The following is a 23,594-nucleotide window of genomic DNA, read 5'->3' on the forward strand; positions in this document are numbered from 1 at the left end:
GAAGTATACAGACCAACTAGTCGGTTTGTAATAAAACAGGCTTGTTGGTTTCATATATTTTTATCTAATAAAGGAGGAAAAAAGACGATGCATTTTGAATTAACGAAAGAACAGCAAATGATTAAAGAGATGGTTCGCGATTTTGCCGAAAAGGAAATTGCCCCGTACGCGTCGAAATGGGATGAGGAGGCCATTTTTCCAATTGAGACGTTCAAAAAAATGGGCGAGCTTGGACTGTTTGGCATTCCGTTCCCTGAACAATATGGCGGTTCTGGTGGAGACACGATTTCATATGCGATTGCGGTTGAAGAAATTGGTCGAGCATGCGGTGGAACAGGGTTAAGTTATGCGGCGGCTGTATCGCTCGGTGCTAGCCCGATTTATTATTTCGGGACAGAAGAGCAAAAAGAGAAATGGCTCGTGCCGATGGCAAAAGGTGAAACGTTTGGTTCATTCGGATTGACAGAACCGAATGCGGGATCTGATGCAGGTGGAACGCAAACGCGCGCTGTCTTAGATGGCGATGAGTACGTCATTAATGGAGAAAAATGTTGGATTACAAATGCAGGCTATGCCCGCCAAGTGATTGTAACCGCTGTCACAGGAAAGGATGAACGAGGAAAAAATATTATTTCTGCGCTCATCGTTCCGACGGATACACCAGGGTTTTCGATTAATTGTCATTATGACAAGATGGGCGTTCGTGCATCCAATACGTGTGAACTTGTTTTGCAAGATGTACGTGTGCCAAAAGAAAATATATTAGGGGACCCGAAAAAAGGATTTAAGCAGTTTTTATATACGCTTGATGGCGGACGCATTTCCATTGCAGCATTAGCCGTCGGCATTGCGCAAGCTGCATTTGAAAAAGCACTTCAATATGCAAAAGAGAGAAAACAGTTCGGTCAACCGATTGCCAAGTTTCAAGCTATTCAATTTAAGCTTGCGGATATGGCCATGCAATTGGAACTTGCACGCAATATGGTGTACAAGGCGGCGTGGTTGAAAGACCGAGGCAAACCGTTTACAAAAGAAGCAGCGTATGCGAAATTATTCGCTTCTGAAGCGGGATTTCACATTTGTAATCAAGCGATTCAAATTCACGGTGGATACGGGTATATGAAAGAATACGGCGTTGAACGTCATCTTCGGGATATGAAACTGATGGAAATTGGCGAAGGGACATCGGAAATTCAGCGGCTAGTCATTGCTCGTCAATTAGGATGCTAGATGCACTCTTATTCCTCGCAACATACGAAGCTACAAATATGACCTCAATGCACCATTTCTAACAAACGTTCTTACTTCATTTTAGCGCCATCCAAAGCAATGATCGTTCCATAAAAATGTTAAGGGGGAGACATATGTTTTCAAAAGTACTTATCGCTAATCGAGGGGAAATTGCTTTGCGCATCATTCGCACGTGCCAAAAGCTCGGCATTCAAACGGTCGCTATTTACTCAGAGGCTGACGCCGGTTCGCTTCATGTAAAGCAGGCTGATGAGGCATATGTCGTTGGCAAAGCGCGAGTGAATGAAAGTTATTTAAACATCGAAAAGATTATTTCGATCGCTAAAGAAACGAAGGCGGAAGCTATTCATCCCGGTTACGGCTTGCTTTCAGAAAATGCGGCATTTGCCCGTCGCTGCGAGGAAGAAGGAATCGTGTTTATCGGTCCGAAACCGGATGTCATTGCGCGGATGGGGAGCAAAATTGAGGCGAGACAAACAATGGCGGAAGCGGGGGTGCCGATTGTGCCCGGCATCTCTTTTCCGCTCGCTCATGTCGATGAAGCAGCACATATAGCAAACAATATCGGCTATCCAGTCATGTTGAAAGCATCGGCAGGCGGCGGAGGGATTGGCATGCAACTTGTTTATGACGAAGAGCAGCTACGCAAAGCATTTGAAGGAAACAAAAATCGTGCCGCTTCCTTTTTTGGAGACGGAGCGATGTATGTTGAAAAATATATTGATAATCCGCGCCATATTGAGATTCAACTGCTGGCCGATCAACACGGAAACTGCGTGTATTTATGGGAAAGAGAGTGCTCCATTCAGCGCCGACATCAAAAAGTTGTCGAAGAAGCGCCATCGCCGTTTTTAGACGAAGAAACGCGCAAAAAAATGGGAGCGGCGGCTGTACAAGCAGCAAAACATATTGGATATACGAACGCAGGGACGATTGAATTTCTTGTGGATGAACAAAAAAACTTTTATTTTCTTGAAATGAATACACGTCTGCAAGTAGAACATCCTGTCACAGAAGAAATTACAGGCATTGACATTGTCGAACAACAACTACGCATTGCAGCGGGAGAAAAACTTCCTTTTTCACAAGATGAAGTAAAACGGGAAGGGCATGCGATTGAAGTGCGTATTTACGCCGAAGACCCAAACACATTTTTCCCTTCTCCTGGAACGATTACATCTTTACAACTGCCGAACGGGGAACATGTACGTCATGAAATTGCGGTACAAAGCGGTTCAGCCGTTCCACCTTTTTACGATCCAATGATTGCTAAATGTATTGTCAAAGGGAGCGATCGACAAGCAGCGATTGCAAATATGATTGCGGCACTGCACGAGTACAAAATCGAAGGAATTAAAACAAATATTCCGATGTTAATTGATGTATTGACGAATGAGGAATTTCAACGGGGGAATACAACAACAAACTTCGTGAATATGTATTTAAACAAAAAAGGGGGCAAAACACATGCATGAAGTTGCAGCATTGATGGCAGGGAACGTATGGAAAATTGTTGTGCAAGTAGGTGATGTCGTTGAAGAAGGGCAAGATGTCGTCATTTTAGAATCAATGAAAATGGAAATTCCCGTTTCTGCAGAAGTCGGCGGAGTCGTAAAAGCGATTCGCGTGCAAGAGGGAGATTTCGTAAACGAAGGGGACGTATTAATCGAAATCGAATAGGGGGGCATGTATGCGTGTAACGGTGAAAGAAGTTGGTCCGCGTGATGGATTGCAAAACGAGCCAGTATTTATTGCAACGGAAGATAAAATCGCATGGATTAATCAGCTATCAAAATCGGGGTTGTCATACATTGAAGTGACGTCATTTGTCCACCCAAAATGGATTCCACAGCTTGCTGATGCGTACGAAGTGGCTTCGCGCATTGAGCGCGTCGAAGGGGTGACGTATGCCGCGCTTGTACCAAATAAAAAAGGGCTAGAAGGCGCGCTTGCCGCAAATATGGATGAAGTTTCCGTATTTATGTCAGCAAGCGAAACGCACAACCGAAAAAACATTAATAAATCTATTGAAGAAACGTATCCCGTACTAAAGGAAGTCATTGATGAGGCGAAGCGAGCAAACAAAACCGTTCGCGGCTACGTATCAACGGTGTTTGGCTGTCCGTACGAAGGGGAAGTGAGCGTCGAGCGCGTAATTGCTGTTTCTGAACGGTTGTTTGAACTTGGCATTGATGAGTTGTCGCTCGGTGATACGATCGGTGTTGCTAATCCGATCCAAGTGCAACGAACGTTAGAACAGTTACTAAAGCGGTTCCCAGCTGAGCGTATGGCACTTCATTTTCATAATACACGCGGCATGGCGCTTGCGAATGTATTTGCTTCCTTGCAAATGGGCATGACCATTTTTGATAGTTCGTTAGGTGGGTTAGGGGGGTGCCCGTATGCTCCAGGGGCATCTGGGAATTTAGCGACAGACGATTTAGTATATATGCTTACACAAATGGGGATCGAATGCGGTGTCCAGCTGGAACCTTTAACAGAAGCAGCACGATGGGTAGAAGAGAAAATTGGCCGTCCGCTTATGAGCCATCACCTAAACGTTGTAAGGGGGAATAGATGATGATGGAAGCTGTTCTTTATTCCACAATTGATGCGGGGGTGGCAGTTGTCACGTTAAATCGACCGGATGCAGCCAACGCTCTTTCATTAAAAATGTTAAACGAACTGCAGCACATTCAAGCGGAACTGAAGTTAAATCGAAACGTGCGCGCAGTCATTGTTACCGGGGCGGGACAAAAAACGTTTTGTGCTGGGGCCGATTTAAAAGAGCGGGCAAAGATGAACGAAACACAAGTACGTCAAACAGTTACACTTATTCGTGAGACGATTAATGGGTTTGAACAGTTACCTCAGCCGGTCATTTGTGCATTAAACGGAGGGGCGTTTGGCGGTGGATTGGAGTTAGCGCTCGCTTGTGACATCCGCATCGCTGCTGAACATGCGACGATGGGACTGACCGAAACATCGCTTGGCATTATCCCGGGAGCTGGCGGAACACAGCGTCTCCCGCGGCTCATTGGCATCGGGCGGGCAAAAGAGATGATTTATACAGCAAAACGTATTTCCGCTGAAGAAGCGGAGCGAATCGGACTAGTGGAGCGAGTCGTTCCTGCTGAAATGTTGCTAGATGAGGCGTTTGCAATGGCGACAACGATTTCCAATAACGCCCCGATTGCTGTTGCGCAAGCAAAAGTAGCGATCAATCACGGGATGCAAGTGAATATGTATACAGGGCTTATGATTGAACAAATGGCGTATGAACGAACGATTCATACAAACGATCGATTAGAAGGATTACAAGCGTTCAAAGAAAAAAGAAAACCGGTGTACAAAGGGGAGTAGGAGACATGATTCCAAACGAACAATTATCGCTTGTCGAACAATTGCAACAAAAACGAAAACAAATTGAACAAGGCGGGGCGCGCAAATATCACGAAAAAAACGCCGAGCAAGGAAAGCTATTTGTCCGCGATCGTTTGAAACTTCTATTTGATGAAGGTTTACAATTTGAAGATGCATTTTTTGCGAACTGTTTAGCGGATGGATTGCCTGCAGATGGCGTTGTGACAGGCGTCGGAAAAATTAATGGACAAACGGTATGCGTGATGGCAAATGACTCGACGGTAAAGGCAGGTTCTTGGGGGGCAAGAACAGTAGAAAAAATTATTCGCATTCAAGAAACGGCAGATAAATTGCGTTGTCCGATCCTATATTTAGTCGACTCAGCAGGCGCTCGTATTACAGATCAAATTGAAATGTTTCCAGGCAGACGTGGGGCAGGGAGAATTTTTTACAACCAAGTGAAACTGTCTGGAAAAGTGCCGCAAATTTGTTTATTGTTCGGACCATCGGCAGCAGGTGGTGCATATATTCCTGCGTTTTGTGATATCGTCATTATGGTCGAAGGGAACGCTTCTATGTATCTCGGTTCACCACGCATGGCGGAAATGGTTATCGGTGAAAAAGTGACACTTGAAGAGATGGGTGGAGCGCGCATGCATTGTTCCGTTTCCGGTTGCGGCGATGTGCTTGTGAAAACGGAAGAAGAAGCTATTATGTTCGCGCGTAAATATTTATCCTATTTTCCGGCGAACTTTAGTGAAAAACCGCCAGTATCAGCTCCAAAAGAGCCAAAATCATTTGATAAAACGATTGAGGAAATTATTCCACAAAATCAAAATGCCCCGTTTAACATGTACGATTTAATTGACCGTGTCATTGATGAAGGTTCGTTTTGTGAAATCAAAAAGCTGTTTGCACCTGAACTTATTACAGGTCTCGCACGCATAAACGGGCAACCGGTTGGCATCATTGCCAATCAACCACGCATGAAAGGTGGGGTGTTGTTTCACGACTCCGCGGATAAAGCGGCAAAATTTATTACACTGTGCGATGCGTTCCATATTCCACTTATCTTTTTAGCTGATATTCCGGGCTTTATGATCGGAACGAAAGTCGAGCGAGCAGGTATTATTCGCCACGGTGCAAAAATGATTTCAGCGATGTCAGAAGCAACCGTGCCGAAAATTTCAATCATTGTAAGAAAAGCATACGGAGCAGGATTATATGCGATGGCCGGTCCAGCCTTTGAACCGGATTGTTGCTTAGCTTTCCCACATGCCCAGATTGCTGTAATGGGGCCGGAAGCAGCAGTCAATGCAGTATACGCCAATAAAATTGCTGAACTTCCTGAGGAAGAACGCGCTGCATTTATTGAGCAGAAACGTGAAGAATATCGAAAAGACATCGACATTTATCGACTCGCTTCGGAAATGGTTGTCGATGGGATTATTGCTCCAAATGAATTGCGGACCGAACTTATTCGTCGTTTAGATGCATACATGTCGAAATATGTCATATTTTCTGAACGAAAGCATGGAGTTTACCCTGTGTAGTTGTCAAGACATATGGTACAATGAGGGCGATGTGTTGTAACATCGCCTTTTTTTCGGGAAATTTCCCCGGAAATCGACAAAAGGTGTGTCGAATGTGAAAAACAAATAGAAAAAGGAAGTTTTAAGCTTGCTCTTTCCCTATTGTATAATCAAGAAAGGGGCTTTTCATTTGATATACATATGGCTTATTGCACTATTTGTCGTATATGGCATATGTCCGACATGGTTGACTCGCGTTTCTTCGTTTCGTGTACAAAAAAGGGTGAACGGTGGTGTAGCATTAACGTTTGATGATGGTCCAGATCCGGTGTACACGCCCCAGTTGCTGGATTTATTAAAAAAATATAATGTAAAAGCGACGTTTTTCGTTGTTGGCTGGAAAGCGAAAAAATACCCACATCTTATTAAAAGAATGTATAAGGAAGGGCATACGATCGGTTTGCACCATTATTACCATACGAGCAACTGGTTTCTTCCGCCGTTTGTTGCGGAATGGGAGCTTGAACGATCAGCACGTACCATAGAGCACATTACAGGTGTTCGTCCGGTATACTACCGTCCGCCATGGGGACATTTAAACATATGGACGGTGTTGATGCAAAAAAAGTATAAAATCGTCATGTGGACATATATTCTTGGTGATTGGAAAGCTTCATTAGGTGTGGATCGCCTTTATGAGCGGTTAACGAACAGTATAACAGACGGGGCGATCATCGTATTGCATGACAGCGGTTCGACCATTGGGGCTGACGAACATGCGCCAGCGAACATGTTACGAGCATTAGAGCAATTACTGCAACATTGTTCTGTTCAATGGGTAAAAGTGAACGAGGAATAAAGGGGAATGAGGAAATGGAAGCGAACAACATTTTAATGTATATTCAATCCCACGGTTATATTGTATTATTTCTCTCATTATTTTTCGGTATTGTCGGTATTCCCGCACCTGAAGAATCACTTCTATTTTTTGTGGGCATATTTATTTCGCACGATCAATTACATTTATTCAAAAGCTTATTTTTCGCCATTTCTGGGGCGACAGTTGGGATGGTTGTTGCCTATATGGCTGGCTATACATTCGGTTCAGCGCTGTTATTTAAATATGGGCATTATATTGGTTTTCATCGTCGGCGTTATCGGTATGTTTATCGCCACTTTCGAAAACGAGCCCCTTGGATTATTACATTTGGTTATTTTATTCCAGGTGTTCGTCAGTTATCTCCATACATGGCTGGGGTTGTTCGCGTTCCATTTCTCCCGTTTCTTTTTTTGTCGTTTGCTGGATCGGCGTTTTGGATTAGTTTATTTATATTTGTCGGGAAGTTTCTTGGGGAGCGTATCCATATTCCTCTTTACTTATTACCGTGGATAACGGTTGTATTTTTTAGTTTATTTTTCATTGGGCTATATGTGAAAAGAAGAAAAACACATTAAAGGGAGTTCGCATAATGATGAACATTCTCGTACTACCTTTGTTTCAAATGTCATCTGGCCATCATCAAGTGGCCGATGCCCTTATCTATTCGTTGCAACGTCGCTTTCCAGGGGCGTCTTTTGAAAAGCTTGATTTCCTCAGCTATTGCAACGAACAAATGGAAAAAAGAGTAGCCGATTTTTACCTTCGATGGATTTCGGTATTACCTCATTCGTATGAGTGGATGTACCGACGTTGGATGAGAAAATTCGAGCAGCCAACGCTTGAGCCGTGGCTACTTTATTTTGAAAAAAAAATGAAGCGTCTTCTTCAAGAGAAAGATCCAGATCTTATTATATGTACCCATTCATTTCCATCGCACGTATTGCATCGTTTAAAGCAAAAAGGTGTTGTTACTATTCCTGTTGTGAACGTGTATACCGACTTTTTTTTAAGCGGTATTTGGGGAAAAACAGCAATCGACTATCATTTCGTTCCGCATGAAGAGGCAAAGCGGTTTATATGTACAACGTTTCGCATCGATCGTCATCGCGTTATTGTAACAGGCATTCCGATTCACGAACATATTGTACCCGCTGAGAAAAGAAAACAGAGGGCAAATAAACGTATTTTAGTGGCAGGTGGCAATCAAGGATTAGGGAGAATGAAACAATTTTTAACGAATGTGAAACATTGTGAGCTCACTTATTTTGTATTATGCGGCAAAAATGAAGCGCTATATAACGAGCTAAAAAGCTGGGACGACCCGCGCGTTCGGCCGTTTCGATACATTTCCGATCCAGCGAAAATGAACGAGCTGTATGATGAAGTCGATGCGGTTGTCACAAAACCAGGCGGTGTAACAATGAGCGAAGTGCTTGCCAAAAAACTTCCTGCTTTTACGCTTTCTTATTTGCCTGGACAAGAACAAATGAATTTGCGTTATTTAAGAACAAAAGGACTTATTTATTTTCTCCATGACAATGAATCGTACGATCAGCAGTTAATGCGCGTATTAGCGGATGATAAAGAGATGGATCAATTAGAAAAACGGATCGAACAATATTGGCTTGAGCGTGAGAAAACAGCGCAAGAGGCGTTAAGCGAGTGGATTGAAGCACGTTTACATGCGGTAAAGAAGCGATGAGTAGCTCTCATCGCTTTTATTTTTTCGATTTCCCGTATGTGTCAATACTTAATTTGACGTGGATGCGTTGTAACGTATTTTTTGTAAGAGGGACTACTCCGTTTGTCGTGTATTTTCGCCAATCATTCACGTTTTGGCGATACAAGGTGTTCGATAACTGAAGCGTATCGACTCCTTCTTTTACCCCGAGTTCGAATAACGATTGGACTTCCTTTTCCACCGTTTTTGTTGCGTATGCAATAATTTGTTTTTCGGACATGTCTTCACGTAGCTCGATGATGCTGCCTGTTGCTTGTATATCAACTGTAAAAACAGGTATACCATTTTTCACTTTATACGATATGCTTGCTTTCGGTTCGCGCACAACGAGCGTGCCAATCATTTTCCCGTTTGGTTGAATGTAAATAGGCGTTCTTCCCGTTCCTTTTGTAACCCAGCGCAAACCGTCTAGTTTATTGCGAGGAATGCATGCTTGCTTATTGTAGCGATGCAAAAAACAAACGCCGTCAATTTTTAGCATCGGCTTTTTCTTTTTATTTTCCGTCCAACTTTTTTCCTCCACTGCAAGGGATGGGAGGGGGAAGACGACTGCTTTTTCATTTGAAGCGGCAATAAGTTGATTTAGCCGCTTCGGTTGAATGAATGAACTTTGTTCATAAATATCCGTCGGGTTCGCCAGTAACGAAAAATACGGCGAATAATCTAAAAATGGCGTTGTTTCAAATAGCTGTTCAATCGATTTTTTCGTTGTAAATGCCCAAATGGTATGGCGAATTTCATTGTAACGGTCAAGCACATCAATGACGTCACGCACAAGTCCTTTTTTGAGCGCCCGTTCCGTAAAAACAATTCCTTTAATATGTCCCCACGATACGCCTTGTTGAATCGCGTGATACAACCGATCTGTCGCGACATTAAACGTTTCCCCTTTTGCTTTTCCAATTGTAACGGTCGATTTCTCCCGTCCACCCCCCGCTTCGACTTTTGCGAGCCCTGAAAAACTAATGAGCTGAGCGTATGCGATCACTTGATCGTCTTCATAGTCTATACCGATTGCATGAATGTAAGCGAGATGGTCAATTTCTTTCATCCCCCAACAGCCTGTTAAAAACAAACAACAACAGCAAATGAATAGTCGATTCATGATTCATCCCCCGGCGTATTATCGTTCGTTTTCAACATTTTTGGGCGCATTTTAAACTTTTTCCATCCGCTTGTAATAATGACTTTCCATATATCTCCTGCTGTCGGAGAAAGTGGGGCTAAATATGGGACGCCAAACGATGTCAAGTTCGCCGTGTAAATAACTAGGAAAAAAAGGGACGCAATAAAACCGAACAATCCGAGCATTGATGAGGCAGCGAGGACGATAAAACGCAAAATGGACACCGTCCCAGCAAGCGATTGATTGACGAGCGTAAACGTCGCGATTAGTGACGTTGCCATAATGACAAGCGTTCCGGGAGCCGCTAATCCAGCGTTAATAGCCGCCTGTCCGATAATTAACCCGCCAACGACAGATAACGTCTGCCCGATTGCAATCGGAAGCCGCATTCCTGCTTCTTTAAAAATTTCAAATAAACTAAGCATAATAAATGCTTCTAATGGGGCGGGGAGGGGAACCCCTTGTCGTGAGAGAACGATTGTTGCTAATAGTGTAAACGGCAATTGGTCTTGATGGTACGTAATAATTGCTACCCAAAGCCCTGGAAAAAAAACCGCCACGCTGACACCGATGAGCCGAATGATGCGTTGAAACGTAACAAATACGAACGATGTACTATTGTCTTCTGAAGTATTTAATAAAAATGTTAAATTTGCCGGTCCGATCAATGCTGTCGGCGAGCCATCAACAAACACAACAAATCGTCCGCTTAACAGCGCGTTCACGACAAAATCAGGACGACCAGAGTATGCGAAGACGGGAAATAGAGAGATATGTTTTTCACTTAACAATTCTTCTAATTGGTTCGTTCCAGTTAAGGCGTCGATGTTGATGGTGCTTAAACGTCGTTTCAGTTCATCAATTGTTTCTTGATTTATAATGTCTTTTATATATAAAAGATCGACTTTCGTTCGGCTTCGTTTGCCGATTAATACTTGTTCGACGTGTAAACTGCTCGTTTTCAGCCGCTTGCGTACGAGTGCCACGTTTTTAGCTACTTCTTCAATAAAGCCGTCTTTCGGTCCGCGAATCGATACTTCTGTGTTCGGCTCTTCGGGGTTGCGGTTTGGTGGATTCGCGAGCGAAATGGAATACATTGCCCCAGCTTCGACGAAGTAAATGATTAAATCTCCGTTAAAAATGATAAAATCGAGCTGTTGGGCAGAGACGGATTTCCCGACTAAGTGAAGCGGCATTTGTTTATATTTTTCAATATCTGTAACGGAATAGAGCGGATATTGTTGCCCCATGCGCGTAATGGTCGGGAAAATAAATTCTTTGAGTAGCTTCGTATCACATAATTCTTCACAATAGACGAAAATGAGTGAAAGCGGTTTTCGTTCGTCCGAATAGATGGTAGCTGGCATAAGTACGACATCTTTACATTGTGCAAAATGTTCTTTTAATGTTCGTTCATCGACAATGATTTCAGCGGTCATGCGGACGCTCTCCTTTCTTTTATACGTATCGCCAACGCTAGGACGAACAAGACAGTAGAAAGAAAGCAAATGAATAGAAACGAAATCGGCAGCACCCATTTTTTTAACATATAAAAAAATGTATAATCGCTCATTGGTGTCATAGCAGCGAAGAACAAGACGACGTATACGAATAGTAATATCCAGCGGCGCGATGATTTATTTGTAATGTCAAATAACTCCGGGATAAGCGCTGTTGCGAGCGAAATGCGAATGAAAGCGCCTGCAAGCCATTGGTAAACAGATAAAAAATCAAAATGCTCTAAATATGTTCCTAAGTTCACCATGCGCCATTGTTCGAATGCGGGATAACGGAGATGGCTTGCTTCTGCAGGACCAAATTCTGTAATGGCTCCAATCGTTGGCCCAATTGATAAACTAGCGGCGACAAGCCCGAACAAAATGAGTTTCATAAAAGAAATATTTGTTTTCATTTGTTGCTGCATAAACAGGAGAAGAACAATTTCCCCGTATCCGGCAGCAACGTACATGACTCCTTTCCAAACAGGCTCCCATCCTTCTTCGAGCATCGGTTTCAACAATTCATAGTTTTTATGTGGTGTCGTTGCGAGAGCGACGAATATGCCAAATACGACGACGAAAGGTAAAATGATACCGGATGTTTTTGCGATGGATGGCAAGCCGATGGAGGCGTTATAAAAACAAATGATACAAAGTGTGACGACGATCGCCCAGTTCGGTGTTGCTGTTAAATATGATGTCGTCGTAAACGTTGTCGTATCTTTTAACGTGACGATACTAATAACGAGTAAATATATGCATGTAATCGACGCGATCAAATAAGCGATCGGAGCCCCGATATGTTGTTTTAGCCATTGGAAGATGTGCGTCTGTTGCGACTGTTTAATAGGAAAATAGATGAAAGGGAGAAATACAACGAGCAATATAAGTCCGATTACGGTAGAAATCCATGCATCGCGTCCAGCAACTTCGAGCAAAACAGGAATGATGATAACGTGATTCATTAGTCCGATAGATAGCATTAAAACGAATAACATTTGTATTGTGTTCATATTCACACACCTTTTTTCCAATTGTATTTTTATCGTTTCCAAACAGGGAAATAATATGCATTGTCACCATCTAGGCTCGTTTCGCCATATAAATAAAAAAGTAGTTGTGCTACAATAAATGAAGTGACATGAACAGTTGAGGAGGAAGGAACATGACGACCACGTTAGGTGTATTATACGGCGGCAAGTCGCCTGAACATAAAGTATCGCTGCAAACAGCGCGCTCTGTGATTAATGCAGTCAATAAAGAGAAGTTTACCGTTGTACCGATTTATATTACAACGGACGGACAGTGGTGGCGTGGCAAGGCGATCGAAGGAGAAGTGCAAGATGTGAAGCAACTCGTTTTCGATAATGGGCTGCCAGCGCTTACTTCCATTGCTAACCGCGAAGGAAATAAAGAAGAACGAATCGATGTCATTTTCCCGCTTTTGCACGGCCCGAACGGAGAGGACGGAACGGTGCAAGGAATGTTAGAACTGTTGGACGTACCATACGTTGGGAACGGTGTGTTAGCATCGGCTGTCGGTATGGATAAAGTCGTCATGAAGCAATTGTTTGCACAAGCAGGGTTGAAACAAGCGCGTTACGTATTTTTCTTAAAAAAAGAATGGGAAAAACATAAAGAAACTGTATATGAAACGGTAGAACGTGAGCTTGGATATCCATGTTTTGTTAAGCCAGCCAATGCTGGTTCGAGCGTGGGAATTAGTAAATGTAAAAACCGTGAGCAATTACAAACCGCATTTCAAGAGGCGTTTCGTTACGATCGAAAAGTCATCGTCGAAGAGGCGATTGGCGGTCGTGAAGTGGAGATTGGGGTGATCGGTAACGACGAGCCGATTTGTTCCGTCGTTGGGGAAATCGTCCCGAAAAAAGAGTTTTACGATTACGAAGCGAAATATGTCGATGGGAACACACAATTAGTCATCCCAGCAAACATTACAGACAAAGAATACGAAACGATAAAACAAATGGCACTTACCGCTTTTAAAGTGCTCGATTTAGCTGGATTAGTCCGCGCCGACTTTTTCTTGACGGCAGATGGGGAGGCGTATATTAACGAAGTCAATACGATGCCGGGCTTTACGCCATTCAGCATGTTCCCGCTTTTATGGAAACATACGGGCGTATCGTATGAGGAGTTAATTGAACGTCTCATTCAACTAGCGATTGAGCGATATGAAGAAAAGCAAAACATTACGTATGTGTTTTAAGGTGATAATATGATTACACGTTCATTAGCTGACATTCAAACAATGATTCCAGGCAGTACGATTGATGAGCGTTTTTCTGCCGTTGTCATTCATGGTGTATCAACAGATACGCGCACGATCGCGCAAGGAAATATATACGTTCCGCTAAAAGGAGCGACATTTAACGGCCATCAATTTGTCATGCAGGCGTTTGACAAAGGGGCAGCAGCTGCATTATGGAGCAAACATGAGCCAAATGCACCGAAAGAAGTCCCGCTTATTTTTGTTGATGACACGCTCGTTGCCCTTCAACAGTTAGCACATGCGTATCGCAAACAACTGCGGACGCGCATCATTGGCGTGACAGGAAGCAACGGAAAAACGACGACGAAAGATATGATTGCATCACTGCTTGGGACTGTATATCGCGTGCAAAAAACAGAAGGAAATTTAAACAATCATATCGGTGTGCCACTGACCCTTCTCCGTTTAAAAGAGGACACAGAGTATGCTGTTGTCGAGATGGGCATGAGCGGTTTTGGAGAAATCGAGCTCCTTTCTACTCTTGCGGAACCAGATGTTGCGGTCATTACAAATATAGGAGAATCGCATTTACAAGAGCTCGGTTCGCGCGAAGGAATTGCAACAGCGAAGTTTGAAATCGTCAAAGGACTACAACGTGGAGGTTCATTTGTTTATCACGGTGACGAACCGCTATTGCAAGCGCGTGTTCAACAGTGTATGCTTTCGCATGTCGAAACGTTTGGAATGGCAAAGACAAACGATTATTATCCGCTTGACATTCGTGTTCAGGCGGATGGTACGTCATTTACAGTCAATCGTTGGCCAGATGAAATGTTCCATATGCCTCTCCTTGGGCGTCACCACGTGATGAATGCCCTTGCAGCCATTGCTGTGGCCCGTCTTGCTTCTATCGATGTAGCGCATATGAAGGAAGGATTTTCGCGCTTGACCGTAACAAAAATGCGAACAGAAGTAATCAAGCGAGATGATGGGGTAACAATTATTAATGATGCATATAACGCAAGCCCGACATCTATGCGTGCTGCTCTTGAGCTGCTCGGCCAGCTGACAGGATATCGCAAAAAAATAGCGATTGTCGGCGATATGCTTGAACTAGGTGACCAAGAAATCGCTTTTCACGAACAAATTGGCGAAATGGTCGACCCACAAAAAATAGATTACGTATTAACGTACGGAGAGCGTGCTAAAGCGATCGCTGAGCGAGCGAGCGAACGGTTTCGCGAAGGATGTGTTCGCTCGTATACAGATAAGGAGAAATTAGCCGCAGATGTACAAGCGATGATGGGAGCAGGCGATGTTATTTTATTAAAAGCATCGCGTGGCATGAAGCTAGAGGAAATCATTTCTTTGCTAAATGAGTAAAAAGAGTTGTTCAATTTGTTGAAAACATATGCATAAAATGGTATGATGAACGAGAGCTGTTTACGGAATGAATTTGAACAAGGCACTTCCGTCTATACGGGAATGCCTTTTTTCGTAAGTTATTTGAAGAAGGAGTATGAAAACATTGGCTACATTTAAAGAATTTGGATTAAGTCCAGAAGTGATGAAAGCAGTTAGTAAAATGGGATTTGAAGAGGCGACGCCAATTCAAGCGGCGACGATTCCGCTTAGTTTACAAAATCGTGATGTCATCGGGCAAGCGCAAACAGGGACTGGAAAAACGGCAGCGTTCGGTATTCCACTTGTGGAAAAAATTGATATGAACCATGATGCTGTGCAAGCGATTATTGTTGCACCGACGCGGGAATTAGCTATTCAAGTATCCGAGGAGCTATATAAAATTGGCTCAACGAAGCGTGTGCGTGTCTTGCCGATTTATGGGGGGCAAGATATTGAGCGGCAAATTCGAGCATTAAAGAAACACCCACATATTATTGTCGGCACGCCAGGACGCATTATTGATCATATTCAACGTCGTACGCTCCGTTTACAGAACGTGCATACCGTCGTGTTAGATGAAGCGGATGAAATGTTGAACATGGGGTTTGTTGAAGATATTGAAGCGATTTTAAGTCATGTGCCAACTGAACGACAGACGCTTCTTTTTTCAGCGACCATGCCAGAGCCAATTCGCCGCATTGCTGAGCGCTTTATGAACAATCCGGAGCTTGTTCGTGTAAAAGCAAAAGAAATGACCGTTCCGAACATTCAACAATACTATATCGAAATTCAAGAGAAGAAAAAGTTTGATACGTTAACGCGTTTACTAGATATTCAATCGCCGGAGCTAGCGATCGTTTTCGGAAGAACGAAGCGTCGTGTCGACGAACTAGCGGAAGCACTCAACTTGCGCGGTTATACAGCAGAAGGTATTCACGGTGATTTAAGCCAAGCGAAACGTTTATCTGTCTTGCGCAAATTTAAAGAAGGTTCGATTGATATTTTAGTTGCGACTGACGTTGCTGCCCGCGGCTTAGACATTTCTGGCGTAACGCATGTTTATAACTTCGATATTCCGCAAGATCCAGAAAGCTACGTTCACCGTATCGGTCGAACAGGACGTGCGGGCAAAACAGGAATGGCGATTACGTTTGTTACACCGCGTGAAATTGGGCAGTTGCACCATATTGAAAAGACGACAAAGCGGAAAATGGAACGGATGAAGCCGCCGACGTTAGATGAGGCGCTAGAAGGTCAACAGCGGGCGGCTGTGGAAAAATTGCTTGCTACCATTGAGCATAATAACTTATCATTTTACAAACGCGCTGCTGAGGAATTGTTAGAAGAGCACGACTCTGTTTCGCTCGTTGCTGCGTGTATTAAAATGTTAACGAAAGAGCCGGATATGACGCCGGTACAGTTGACGGAAGAGCCTCCGATTATGAAAAAAGAGAAAAAGCGGCAAGTCCAAACGCGCCAACGTCGTAGTGAGACGCGTGGACGGGGAGCGAAAACACGTACAAAACGATAGGAGCTGTCTGAACAGATAGCTTCTTTTTGTTTATTGGAGGGGTATAGATGATTGTTGGGATTGGCATCGATATTGTAGAGTTGAGTCGTATCGCTCATTTGTTAGAAAGGCAACCGAAATTTATTGAACGCGTGTTAACAGAAAATGAACGAATGCGTTTTTTCGAATTGTCGTCAAAACGAAAAATTGAGTTTGTTGCAGGTCGATTTGCTGCAAAAGAGGCGTATGCGAAAGCGTTAGGGACGGGAATTGGCGCACATGTGTCGTTTAGTGATGTTGAGGTGAAAAACGATGAGTGCGGCAAACCGTACATCGATTCCGTATTAGCCGATCAGCGCGTGCACGTTTCTATTTCCCACAGCGCCCACTATGCTGTGGCTCAAGTAATTATTGAACGCTTGTCAAGCTAGTCTGCATATTCTCTCCGTTGACCTCATATGATGGCTTATGAAAGAAGTCCAAATGAGGTAAAGGGGTTGAAAAAATGAGACGAACGTTGCTTTTTTGGTGCCTGCTTATTTTTATTTTAGGCAGTTTGGCGGCTTGCGGAGAGAAATCCCAACAAGATGTGTTAAAAGCGCTCGATGAAAAAGTTAAAACGATGTCCGGGTACAAGGCAGAAGCAAAAATGACGCTTCAAACAGGAACGGAGCCGCAAGTGTATGAAATTGAAATTTGGCATAAGTCGCCAAGCTACTATCGTGTGAATTTGAAAAATGCCCAACGAGATCAACATCAAATGATTTTACGAAACGACGAAGGGGTATTTGTATTGACGCCGGCGCTGAATAAAAGTTTTCGTTTTCAAAGCGACTGGCCGCAAAACGCAAGCCAAGTATATTTGTATGAGTCGCTCGTCAAAGACATTTTAGCTGACCCGAAGGCAGCATTTAAAGCAACAAAAAATCATTACGTTTTTGAAACAAAAACAAATTACGAAAATAAAAAAATGTTGCCAAAGCAAGAAATTACGTTAAATAAAAAGGATTTAACACCGGTCAAAGTGACGGTCATGGACGTAGACTCCCAACCGATGTTGACAGTGGAGTTTTCGAAGGTGGAGTGGAATGCTGCATTTGATCACAATGCTTTTGATGTGAGCAAAAACATGACACGGGCAAAGTTAGAAAGTGAGCAACAGGCAACAGCAGAAGCGAATCAACAAGCTATTCCAGTCATGTATCCGACATATGAGCTCGATGGTGTGAAGCTTGTTGAAGAAAAGGAATTTACAACGTCAAATGGAAAACGAATTGTTATGACATTTGCTGGAGAGAAATCGTTCACGCTCGTACAGGAAAAAGCGCATGTTGTACCGACAGCGAACGTATCGACAACGGTCAAAGGAGAACCGGTCGATTTAGGGTTTGCAGTTGGGGCGATGGCAAACGGGACGTTAACATGGACGTATAAAGGTGTTGATTTTATTCTTGCTTCACAAGATTTAACGAAAGAAGAAATGGTTGCGATTGCTCGTTCTGTACAAGGTAAAGTGATGAAATAAGACTCGCGTGGCGGGTCTTTATTTTTTTGTTGACATCCTATCAAGAGAAAAGAAATAATCAAACGTGAACATATTTTTGAAGGGGTATGAAGGATGGAAAGAACTTTTTATCGCGATACATGGGCAGAAGTTGATTTAGATGCCATTTTTTATAATGTACAGTCTATGAAGGAGTATGTCGGTTCCCATGTTGATGTAATAGCTGTCGTGAAAGCGAATGCTTATGGGCACGGGGATATACAAGTGGCGAAAACGGCGCTTGAAGCGGGAGCAGCAAGATTAGCAGTTGCTTTTTTAGATGAAGCGTTAGCACTACGTAGAAAAGGAATTCCTTTGGATGTTCCCATTCTTGTGCTTGGGGCGACGAACCCTCAATACGCTCCGCTTGCCGCAAAGGAAAATATTTCATTAACCGTATATCAATCGCAATGGGTTGAAGAAGCGCTAGCCTATGCATATGAGCGGCCGCTTATGATTCATATCAAATGCGATACAGGGATGGGAAGGTTAGGTGTTAAAACGAAGGAAGAAATAGAGCGGATCGTTGCGCTTATGTCGCAACAAACGGATTTCGTACTTGAAGGAGTGTATACACATTTTGCAACGGCGGATGAACGAAAGACCGATTATTTTGAGTTTCAATATGATACGTTTATGCGCATGTTAAAATGGTTGCCTGTCACTCCCCCCGTCATTCATTGCGCTAATAGCGCAGCCGGATTGCGCTATCCGGATCGAGTGTTTAATGCAGTACGTTTAGGCATTTCGATGTATGGACTGTCGCCGTCACAAGAAATGAAACCGTTGTTGCCGTATCCTTTAAAAGAAGCATTCTCGCTCCATAGCCGCTTAACAAACGTCAAAAAAGTGAAACGGGGAGAAAAAATAAGCTACGGGGTGACATATGAGGCAGAAACGGACGAGTGGATCGGTACGGTTCCGATCGGTTATGCGGATGGTTGGTTGCGTCGGATGCAGCATTTTTCCGTTCTTGTTGATGGAAAGCGTGCCCAAATTGTTGGTCGAGTTTGTATGGATCAAATGATGATTCGTTTGCCTTATGAGCTTCCAATTGGCACAAAGGTCACTCTCATTGGTGAACAACAAGGCGATCGCATTTCTATTGATGATGTTGCAGCCCATTTGAATACGATCAATTATGAAATCCCTTGTACAATTAGTTATCGTGTTCCCCGTATTTTTTTAAGAAACAAGAGTATAATTGAAGTGAGAAATGCGGTATTATAGTAGATGGGTGCAAGGAGAACGGTATTTTTCGAAAAATTTCTACAAAATTTGAACGAATGATGCTGGAAATGACTTTGCATCGCGAAGATGAAATGGTATGATGTAAATTGGGAGCAACTATGTGGTTGTAGTTTAGTTGGAGGTGTGTGTTTGTGTCTGAATCCAGCGCAACAACAGAAATTGTTATTCGGTTACCACAGGCGTTAGTGAATGAATTAGATGGAATTGTCAAGCAAGAAAACGGCAGCCGAAATGAACTCATTTATCAAGCGATGAAAATGTATATTCGCGAGCGGAAAAAGCGTCAAATTCGAGAAGCGATGAGACGTGGGTATATGGAGATGGCGAAAATCAACTTGTCGCTTGCATCGGAGGCGTTTCTGGCGGAATATGAAGCTGACCACACCGTTGAACGCTTAGTTAGCGGGGGGTAATCTTTTGATTGTCAAACGTGGTGACGTGTATTTTGCCGATCTTTCTCCAGTAGTTGGATCAGAGCAAGGGGGCGTGCGCCCTGTGCTTGTTATTCAAAATGATATCGGGAACCGTTTCAGTCCAACCGTTATTGTTGCTGCCATTACTGCGCAAATTCAGAAAGCCAAGTTGCCTACACATGTTGAAATCGATGCAAAGCGCTACGGATTTGAGCGGGACTCTGTCATTTTGCTTGAACAAATTCGGACGATTGATAAACAACGTCTGACAGATAAGATTACCCATTTAGATGACGAGATGATGGATAAGGTTGATGAAGCGTTGCAAATTAGCCTCGGTCTTATTGATTTTTAATATGATGGAAAATAGCTACGTTTTGTAGCTATTTTTGTTTAAGAGGAGGAATCTCGCTTGGATCTACTAAACAAGCTGGCCGCGAAATTAAACATTTCGCTTGTACATATTCAACATGTCATTCAACTTCATGAAGAAGGAAATACGATTCCTTTTATTGCTCGTTATCGAAAAGAAATGACCGGTGCGCTTGATGAAGTGCAAATTCGGACGATTTTAGACGAATGGAACTATTTACAAAATTTAACAAAAAGAAAAGAAGAAGTCATTCGTTTGATTGATGAGCAAGGGAAGTTGACGGACGATTTAAAAGAAGCGATTTTAAGCGCAACAAAATTGCAAGAAGTGGAGGATTTATATCGCCCGTATAAACAAAAACGGCGAACGAAAGCAACAATTGCAAAAGAAAAAGGGTTAGAACCGTTTGCAGAATGGTTATTAACATTTCCAAATGAGACGGTGACAAATCGGGCAGAAGAGTTTATTGATGAACAAAAAGAAGTGTATACGATCGAAGAAGTAATTCAAGGTGCCAAAGATATTATTGCTGAAAAAGTGTCAGATGACGCTACAATCCGTCAATGGATCCGTCAACAAACTTGGCAAACGGGCACAATTGTTTCGGTTGGAAAAGAGATAGAAAAAGACGAAAAACGTGTATTTGAAATGTACTACGATCATCGCGAATCGATTGCCAAAGCACCGGCGCATCGTGTGTTAGCGATGAACCGCGGTGAAAAAGAAGGAATTTTGCGCATTGCAATTGATGTAGAAGCTGAACGAATCATTACATACATTCGTAAACAAGTTATACGAAATGAGCGCTCATCAGCGGCCGACATTGTTGCTGAAGCGATTGAAGATGCATATAAACGTTTAATTGCTCCGTCTATTGAGCGAGAGGTACGAAACGAGTTGACAGAACATGCGGAAGAACGAGCGATTCACATTTTCGCTGAAAACTTACGCAACTTGCTGTTGCAACCACCTTTAAAAGGAAAGGTCGTTTTAGGGATCGACCCAGCATATCGTACAGGATGTAAGTTAGCCGTTGTCGATGAAACGGGAAAAGTGCTTCATATTGATGTCATTTATCCACATCCACCGAAAAATGAGGTGGAGAAAGCGAAAGAAAAATTAAAGCAACTACTTCATACGTATCAAGTGGAGTTAATTGCCATTGGAAATGGAACGGCATCGCGAGAGACAGAACAGTTTGTAGCGGATACAATTTCTGAATGGGAAGGAAACGTTTTTTATTTAATTGTAAATGAAGCGGGGGCGAGTGTATATTCTGCTTCTGATTTGGCGCGTCAAGAGTTCCCGCATTTGCAAGTAGAAGAGAGAAGTGCTGTATCCATCGCTCGTCGCGTGCAAGATCCGTTAGCTGAATTAGTAAAAATTGATCCGAAATCGGTTGGGGTTGGGCAATATCAGCATGATGTATCACAAAAAAAACTAGAACAGTCGTTACGGTTTGTTGTGGAAACGGTTGTGAACCAAGTTGGAGTAAACGTCAACACCGCTTCTTCGACATTGTTGCAATATGTATCTGGTTTAACGAAGACAGTAGCCGAAAATATTGTAAAATACCGTGAAGAACACGGGAAGTTTACAAATCGTATGCAACTGAAAAATATTCCGAGATTAGGGGCAAAGACGTACGAGCAATGTATTGGATTTTTACGCATTTTAGATGGTGATGAACCTCTAGACCGCACACCAATCCATCCAGAACGTTATGAAGAAGTGTATCAATTGTTACGCCGCCTCGGTTTTTCGACAGAAGCGATCGGTAGTGAGCAGTTGCGTGTTGCACTTGAAGGGATAGATATAGAAGAAACAGCACAAAAACTGAACATAGGGGTATTGACGCTTCAAGATATTATCGATGCGCTTAAGCGTCCAGAGCGCGATCCGCGCGATGATTTGCCAAAGCCTATTTTAAAGCAACATGTGTTGAAGATGGAGGACTTGAAAAAAGGTATGGAATTAGAAGGGACGGTACGAAACGTTGTCGATTTTGGCGTATTTGTAGATATTGGTGTGAAACAAGATGGGCTTGTTCATATTTCAAAACTAAGCAATCGATATGTGAAACATCCACTTGATGTTGTGTCAGTCGGCGATATTGTGAAAGTATGGGTTGATTCGGTCGATTTACAAAAAGAGCGCATCGCTTTAACGATGATTCCACCAACATCGGAAAACACACTGTTATGAGCAGTGTGTTTTCCGGTAAAAAAACCAACATTGATTGAGAAGTTTAATTTGAGCGCGATTTTTCTCATAATATGCACGGCGCATTTGGTTTCTTAGCCACATCGGCATGATGATCACCTTCAAATCGTTTTTTATTATGTTATGAGTAAAAGAGCCCAATGGTGAAAGGACGGAGGTAAAATGGATGAGCGCGAGTTGCAGGCGCTTGTTGAGCGTGTGTCGTTACAAGTGTTTCATAAGCCGTTTCGACATCGAGCGATATTTAACGATCGGTTAAAGACGACAGGTGGGAGATATTTACTTTCTACACATAACATTGAACTGAATCGAAAATATTACGAACAATATGGGGAAGAAGAACTCATCCAAGTAATTAAGCACGAATTATGCCACTATCATTTACACCTAGAAGGAAAAGGTTATCGGCATCGTGATCGTGATTTTCGGGAATTGTTACAAAAAGTACGAGCCCCACGCTTTTGCAAACCTGTTGTATTAGCAAAGACGGGAAAGAAAAGGTATTATGAATGCACATCATGCCATTATGTATATGTGCGAAAAAAAGCGATGGATACGAATCGATATGTATGTGGACGCTGTCGAGGAAAATTAAAAAAAATAAAAAGAGAGTGTTGACAAGCCAAATCTGTATGTGCTAAATTATAAAAGCCGTCGTCATTCGATGAGAAAAAACGAGTGAAAAAAAGACGGTTGACAAACATAAAAAGAATAAATATAATATAAGCAGTCCTAATGAATAAGTTATTCCGCAGTAGCTCAGTGACGAGCAATGCTTCTTTGGTTAAGCTGCGAGTTGCCTCGACGCATCCATCATCATTGAGTATACTAGTAGAGGAAGAGGCAGTAAAGTTAAACTATAATATTGGTTAGGTAGTATGAATCACCTTTATTATTATTCCGCAGTAGCTCAGTGGTAGAGCACTCGGCTGTTAACCGAGCGGTCGTAGGTTCGAATCCTACCTGCGGAGCCATTGGAGAAGTACCCAAGTGGCTGAAGGGGACGGTTTGCTAAACCGTTAGGTCGTTCTTTTACGGCGCGCGGGTTCAAATCCCGCCTTCTCCGCCAGGAAGACAATGAATATGGCCCGTTGGTCAAGTGGTTAAGACACCGCCCTTTCACGGCGGTAACACGGGTTCGAATCCCGTACGGGTCATCCTTTGGAGTGCTCACTTTGTTCACTCCATTTTATTTCGGAGGATTAGCTCAGCTGGGAGAGCACTTGCCTTACAAGCAAGGGGTCGGCGGTTC

At 43.0% G+C, this 23,594-nt stretch carries 22 protein-coding genes, 4 tRNA genes and 1 pseudogene (1 of these 27 only partly in view); 23 read left to right on the top strand and 4 right to left on the bottom strand.

What is annotated here, in order from left to right:
* Positions 1 to 87: 87 nt before the first annotated feature.
* The 9 genes from ACPF7I_RS01075 to ACPF7I_RS01115 all read left to right on the top strand — a co-directional run bounded on the left by ACPF7I_RS01075 (position 88) and on the right by ACPF7I_RS01115 (position 8,728).
* Positions 88 to 1,230 carry an acyl-CoA dehydrogenase gene (locus tag ACPF7I_RS01075; protein ID WP_430745327.1) on the top strand — a complete coding sequence of 381 codons (1,143 nt, stop codon included), beginning with the start codon at positions 88 to 90 and terminating at the stop codon, positions 1,228 to 1,230.
* 134 nt (positions 1,231 to 1,364) lie between these two features.
* Positions 1,365 to 2,726: an acetyl-CoA carboxylase biotin carboxylase subunit gene (gene accC / locus ACPF7I_RS01080; protein WP_430745325.1), complete on the top strand. Its 1,362-nt coding sequence runs from the start codon at positions 1,365 to 1,367 to the stop codon at positions 2,724 to 2,726.
* On the top strand, positions 2,719 to 2,931 hold the full coding sequence (locus tag ACPF7I_RS01085) for an acetyl-CoA carboxylase biotin carboxyl carrier protein subunit (protein WP_430745323.1): 213 nt from the start codon (positions 2,719 to 2,721) through the stop codon (positions 2,929 to 2,931). The genes accC and ACPF7I_RS01085 overlap by 8 nt, the downstream gene beginning before the upstream one ends.
* A 10-nt stretch (positions 2,932 to 2,941) precedes the next feature.
* The gene (locus ACPF7I_RS01090; protein ID WP_430745321.1) at positions 2,942 to 3,832 is read left to right on the top strand and encodes a hydroxymethylglutaryl-CoA lyase; all 891 of its coding nucleotides are present in this window, start codon (positions 2,942 to 2,944) and stop codon (positions 3,830 to 3,832) included.
* Entirely contained in the window at positions 3,832 to 4,614 is a 783-nt protein-coding gene (locus ACPF7I_RS01095) for an enoyl-CoA hydratase (RefSeq protein WP_430746011.1), read from the top strand. Before ACPF7I_RS01090 ends, ACPF7I_RS01095 begins: the two co-directional genes overlap by 1 nt.
* 5 nt (positions 4,615 to 4,619) lie before the next feature.
* A complete protein-coding gene (locus tag ACPF7I_RS01100; RefSeq protein WP_430745319.1) occupies positions 4,620 to 6,167 on the top strand; it encodes an acyl-CoA carboxylase subunit beta in 1,548 nt (515 codons plus the stop codon).
* A gap of 169 nt (positions 6,168 to 6,336) precedes the next feature.
* Positions 6,337 to 7,005, top strand: coding sequence for a polysaccharide deacetylase family protein (locus ACPF7I_RS01105; RefSeq protein WP_430745318.1), 669 nt, complete (start codon positions 6,337 to 6,339; stop codon positions 7,003 to 7,005).
* 14 nt (positions 7,006 to 7,019) lie between these two features.
* Positions 7,020 to 7,601 carry a DedA family protein gene (locus tag ACPF7I_RS01110; RefSeq protein WP_430745315.1) on the top strand — a complete coding sequence of 194 codons (582 nt, stop codon included), beginning with the start codon at positions 7,020 to 7,022 and terminating at the stop codon, positions 7,599 to 7,601.
* Between the two features lie 14 nt (positions 7,602 to 7,615).
* On the top strand, positions 7,616 to 8,728 hold the full coding sequence (locus ACPF7I_RS01115; RefSeq protein WP_430745314.1) for an MGDG synthase family glycosyltransferase: 1,113 nt from the start codon (positions 7,616 to 7,618) through the stop codon (positions 8,726 to 8,728).
* A 16-nt stretch (positions 8,729 to 8,744) separates the two neighbouring features.
* Here ACPF7I_RS01115 and ACPF7I_RS01120 read toward each other — a convergent pair whose 3' ends face one another.
* Genes ACPF7I_RS01120 through ACPF7I_RS01130 form a run of 3 tightly spaced genes read right to left on the bottom strand, consistent with a single transcriptional unit; the run spans position 8,745 to position 12,405 of the window.
* Positions 8,745 to 9,872: a Ger(x)C family spore germination protein gene (locus ACPF7I_RS01120; protein WP_430745312.1), complete on the bottom strand. Its 1,128-nt coding sequence runs from the start codon at positions 9,870 to 9,872 to the stop codon at positions 8,745 to 8,747.
* Entirely contained in the window at positions 9,869 to 11,332 is a 1,464-nt protein-coding gene (locus tag ACPF7I_RS01125; protein ID WP_430745310.1) for a spore germination protein, read from the bottom strand. The genes ACPF7I_RS01120 and ACPF7I_RS01125 overlap by 4 nt, the downstream gene beginning before the upstream one ends.
* Positions 11,329 to 12,405, bottom strand: coding sequence for a GerAB/ArcD/ProY family transporter (locus ACPF7I_RS01130; RefSeq protein ID WP_430745308.1), 1,077 nt, complete (start codon positions 12,403 to 12,405; stop codon positions 11,329 to 11,331). The genes ACPF7I_RS01125 and ACPF7I_RS01130 overlap by 4 nt, the downstream gene beginning before the upstream one ends.
* A gap of 152 nt (positions 12,406 to 12,557) precedes the next feature.
* Here ACPF7I_RS01130 and ACPF7I_RS01135 point away from each other — a divergent pair, with 152 nt between their 5' ends.
* The 9 genes and pseudogenes from ACPF7I_RS01135 (at position 12,558) to ACPF7I_RS01175 (ending at position 22,324) form a co-directional block, all read left to right on the top strand.
* Positions 12,558 to 13,622: a D-alanine--D-alanine ligase gene (locus ACPF7I_RS01135; RefSeq protein WP_430745306.1), complete on the top strand. Its 1,065-nt coding sequence runs from the start codon at positions 12,558 to 12,560 to the stop codon at positions 13,620 to 13,622.
* Positions 13,623 to 13,631: 9 nt separating this feature from the next.
* Positions 13,632 to 15,008, top strand: coding sequence for a UDP-N-acetylmuramoyl-tripeptide--D-alanyl-D-alanine ligase (locus ACPF7I_RS01140; RefSeq protein ID WP_430745305.1), 1,377 nt, complete (start codon positions 13,632 to 13,634; stop codon positions 15,006 to 15,008).
* Positions 15,009 to 15,144: 136 nt separating this feature from the next.
* A pseudogene (locus ACPF7I_RS01145) lies at positions 15,145 to 16,542 on the top strand (DEAD/DEAH box helicase); the annotation flags it as partial.
* A gap of 65 nt (positions 16,543 to 16,607) precedes the next feature.
* Positions 16,608 to 16,970 carry a holo-ACP synthase gene (gene acpS / locus ACPF7I_RS01150; RefSeq protein ID WP_219986331.1) on the top strand — a complete coding sequence of 121 codons (363 nt, stop codon included), beginning with the start codon at positions 16,608 to 16,610 and terminating at the stop codon, positions 16,968 to 16,970.
* 74 nt (positions 16,971 to 17,044) lie between these two features.
* A complete protein-coding gene (locus ACPF7I_RS01155; RefSeq protein ID WP_430745304.1) occupies positions 17,045 to 18,064 on the top strand; it encodes a LolA family protein in 1,020 nt (339 codons plus the stop codon).
* 93 nt (positions 18,065 to 18,157) lie between these two features.
* Positions 18,158 to 19,312: an alanine racemase gene (alr, locus tag ACPF7I_RS01160; protein ID WP_430745303.1), complete on the top strand. Its 1,155-nt coding sequence runs from the start codon at positions 18,158 to 18,160 to the stop codon at positions 19,310 to 19,312.
* 152 nt (positions 19,313 to 19,464) lie between these two features.
* Complete coding sequence (locus ACPF7I_RS01165) at positions 19,465 to 19,746, top strand: CopG family ribbon-helix-helix protein (RefSeq protein ID WP_430745302.1); 282 nt, start codon at positions 19,465 to 19,467, stop codon at positions 19,744 to 19,746.
* 4 nt (positions 19,747 to 19,750) lie between these two features.
* Positions 19,751 to 20,101 (top strand): type II toxin-antitoxin system endoribonuclease NdoA, encoded by a 351-nt coding sequence (gene ndoA, locus ACPF7I_RS01170; RefSeq protein WP_003253417.1) that lies wholly within the window; start codon positions 19,751 to 19,753, stop codon positions 20,099 to 20,101.
* A gap of 57 nt (positions 20,102 to 20,158) precedes the next feature.
* Positions 20,159 to 22,324, top strand: a complete 2,166-nt coding sequence (locus ACPF7I_RS01175; protein ID WP_430745301.1) for a Tex family protein — start codon at positions 20,159 to 20,161, stop codon at positions 22,322 to 22,324.
* Here ACPF7I_RS01175 and cmpA read toward each other — a convergent pair.
* On the bottom strand, positions 22,319 to 22,432 hold the full coding sequence (gene cmpA, locus ACPF7I_RS01180; RefSeq protein ID WP_085789152.1) for a cortex morphogenetic protein CmpA: 114 nt from the start codon (positions 22,430 to 22,432) through the stop codon (positions 22,319 to 22,321). The two genes, ACPF7I_RS01175 and cmpA, sit on opposite strands and share 6 nt — an antisense overlap.
* 72 nt (positions 22,433 to 22,504) lie before the next feature.
* Here cmpA and ACPF7I_RS01185 point away from each other — a divergent pair, with 72 nt between their 5' ends.
* The 5 genes from ACPF7I_RS01185 to ACPF7I_RS01205 all read left to right on the top strand — a co-directional run.
* Positions 22,505 to 22,960: a SprT family protein gene (locus ACPF7I_RS01185; protein WP_219986336.1), complete on the top strand. Its 456-nt coding sequence runs from the start codon at positions 22,505 to 22,507 to the stop codon at positions 22,958 to 22,960.
* Between the two features lie 281 nt (positions 22,961 to 23,241).
* Positions 23,242 to 23,316: transfer RNA gene (locus ACPF7I_RS01190), tRNA-Asn, on the top strand.
* Positions 23,317 to 23,318: 2 nt separating this feature from the next.
* Positions 23,319 to 23,411, top strand: a tRNA-Ser gene (locus ACPF7I_RS01195).
* A gap of 16 nt (positions 23,412 to 23,427) precedes the next feature.
* Positions 23,428 to 23,499 (top strand) — tRNA-Glu (locus ACPF7I_RS01200).
* A 39-nt stretch (positions 23,500 to 23,538) separates the two neighbouring features.
* Positions 23,539 to 23,594: transfer RNA gene (locus tag ACPF7I_RS01205), tRNA-Val, on the top strand; it runs 17 nt beyond the window's last position.

Source organism: Anoxybacillus dikiliensis (genome assembly GCF_050613275.1).
In the GTDB taxonomy this organism is placed as follows: domain Bacteria; phylum Bacillota; class Bacilli; order Bacillales; family Anoxybacillaceae; genus Anoxybacillus.

Excerpts from the sequence above, each read along its gene's own strand:
- ACPF7I_RS01090 (WP_430745321.1), top strand. The coding sequence starts at position 2,942 with ATGCGTGTAACGGTGAAAGAAGTTGGTCCGCGTGATGGATTGCAAAAC.
- ACPF7I_RS01095 (WP_430746011.1), top strand. The coding sequence starts at position 3,832 with ATGATGGAAGCTGTTCTTTATTCCACAATTGATGCGGGGGTGGCAGTT.
- ACPF7I_RS01120 (WP_430745312.1), bottom strand. The coding sequence starts at position 9,872 with ATGAATCGACTATTCATTTGCTGTTGTTGTTTGTTTTTAACAGGCTGT.
- accC (WP_430745325.1), top strand. The coding sequence starts at position 1,365 with ATGTTTTCAAAAGTACTTATCGCTAATCGAGGGGAAATTGCTTTGCGC.
- ACPF7I_RS01140 (WP_430745305.1), top strand. The coding sequence starts at position 13,632 with ATGATTACACGTTCATTAGCTGACATTCAAACAATGATTCCAGGCAGT.
- ACPF7I_RS01155 (WP_430745304.1), top strand. The coding sequence starts at position 17,045 with ATGAGACGAACGTTGCTTTTTTGGTGCCTGCTTATTTTTATTTTAGGC.
- alr (WP_430745303.1), top strand. The coding sequence starts at position 18,158 with ATGGAAAGAACTTTTTATCGCGATACATGGGCAGAAGTTGATTTAGAT.
- ACPF7I_RS01085 (WP_430745323.1), top strand. The coding sequence starts at position 2,719 with ATGCATGAAGTTGCAGCATTGATGGCAGGGAACGTATGGAAAATTGTT.
- ACPF7I_RS01110 (WP_430745315.1), top strand. The coding sequence starts at position 7,020 with ATGGAAGCGAACAACATTTTAATGTATATTCAATCCCACGGTTATATT.
- ACPF7I_RS01130 (WP_430745308.1), bottom strand. The coding sequence starts at position 12,405 with ATGAACACAATACAAATGTTATTCGTTTTAATGCTATCTATCGGACTA.
- ACPF7I_RS01115 (WP_430745314.1), top strand. The coding sequence starts at position 7,616 with ATGATGAACATTCTCGTACTACCTTTGTTTCAAATGTCATCTGGCCAT.
- acpS (WP_219986331.1), top strand. The coding sequence starts at position 16,608 with ATGATTGTTGGGATTGGCATCGATATTGTAGAGTTGAGTCGTATCGCT.
- ACPF7I_RS01185 (WP_219986336.1), top strand. The coding sequence starts at position 22,505 with ATGGATGAGCGCGAGTTGCAGGCGCTTGTTGAGCGTGTGTCGTTACAA.
- ACPF7I_RS01100 (WP_430745319.1), top strand. The coding sequence starts at position 4,620 with ATGATTCCAAACGAACAATTATCGCTTGTCGAACAATTGCAACAAAAA.
- cmpA (WP_085789152.1), bottom strand. The coding sequence starts at position 22,432 with ATGCCGATGTGGCTAAGAAACCAAATGCGCCGTGCATATTATGAGAAA.
- ACPF7I_RS01125 (WP_430745310.1), bottom strand. The coding sequence starts at position 11,332 with ATGACCGCTGAAATCATTGTCGATGAACGAACATTAAAAGAACATTTT.
- ACPF7I_RS01075 (WP_430745327.1), top strand. The coding sequence starts at position 88 with ATGCATTTTGAATTAACGAAAGAACAGCAAATGATTAAAGAGATGGTT.
- ACPF7I_RS01135 (WP_430745306.1), top strand. The coding sequence starts at position 12,558 with ATGACGACCACGTTAGGTGTATTATACGGCGGCAAGTCGCCTGAACAT.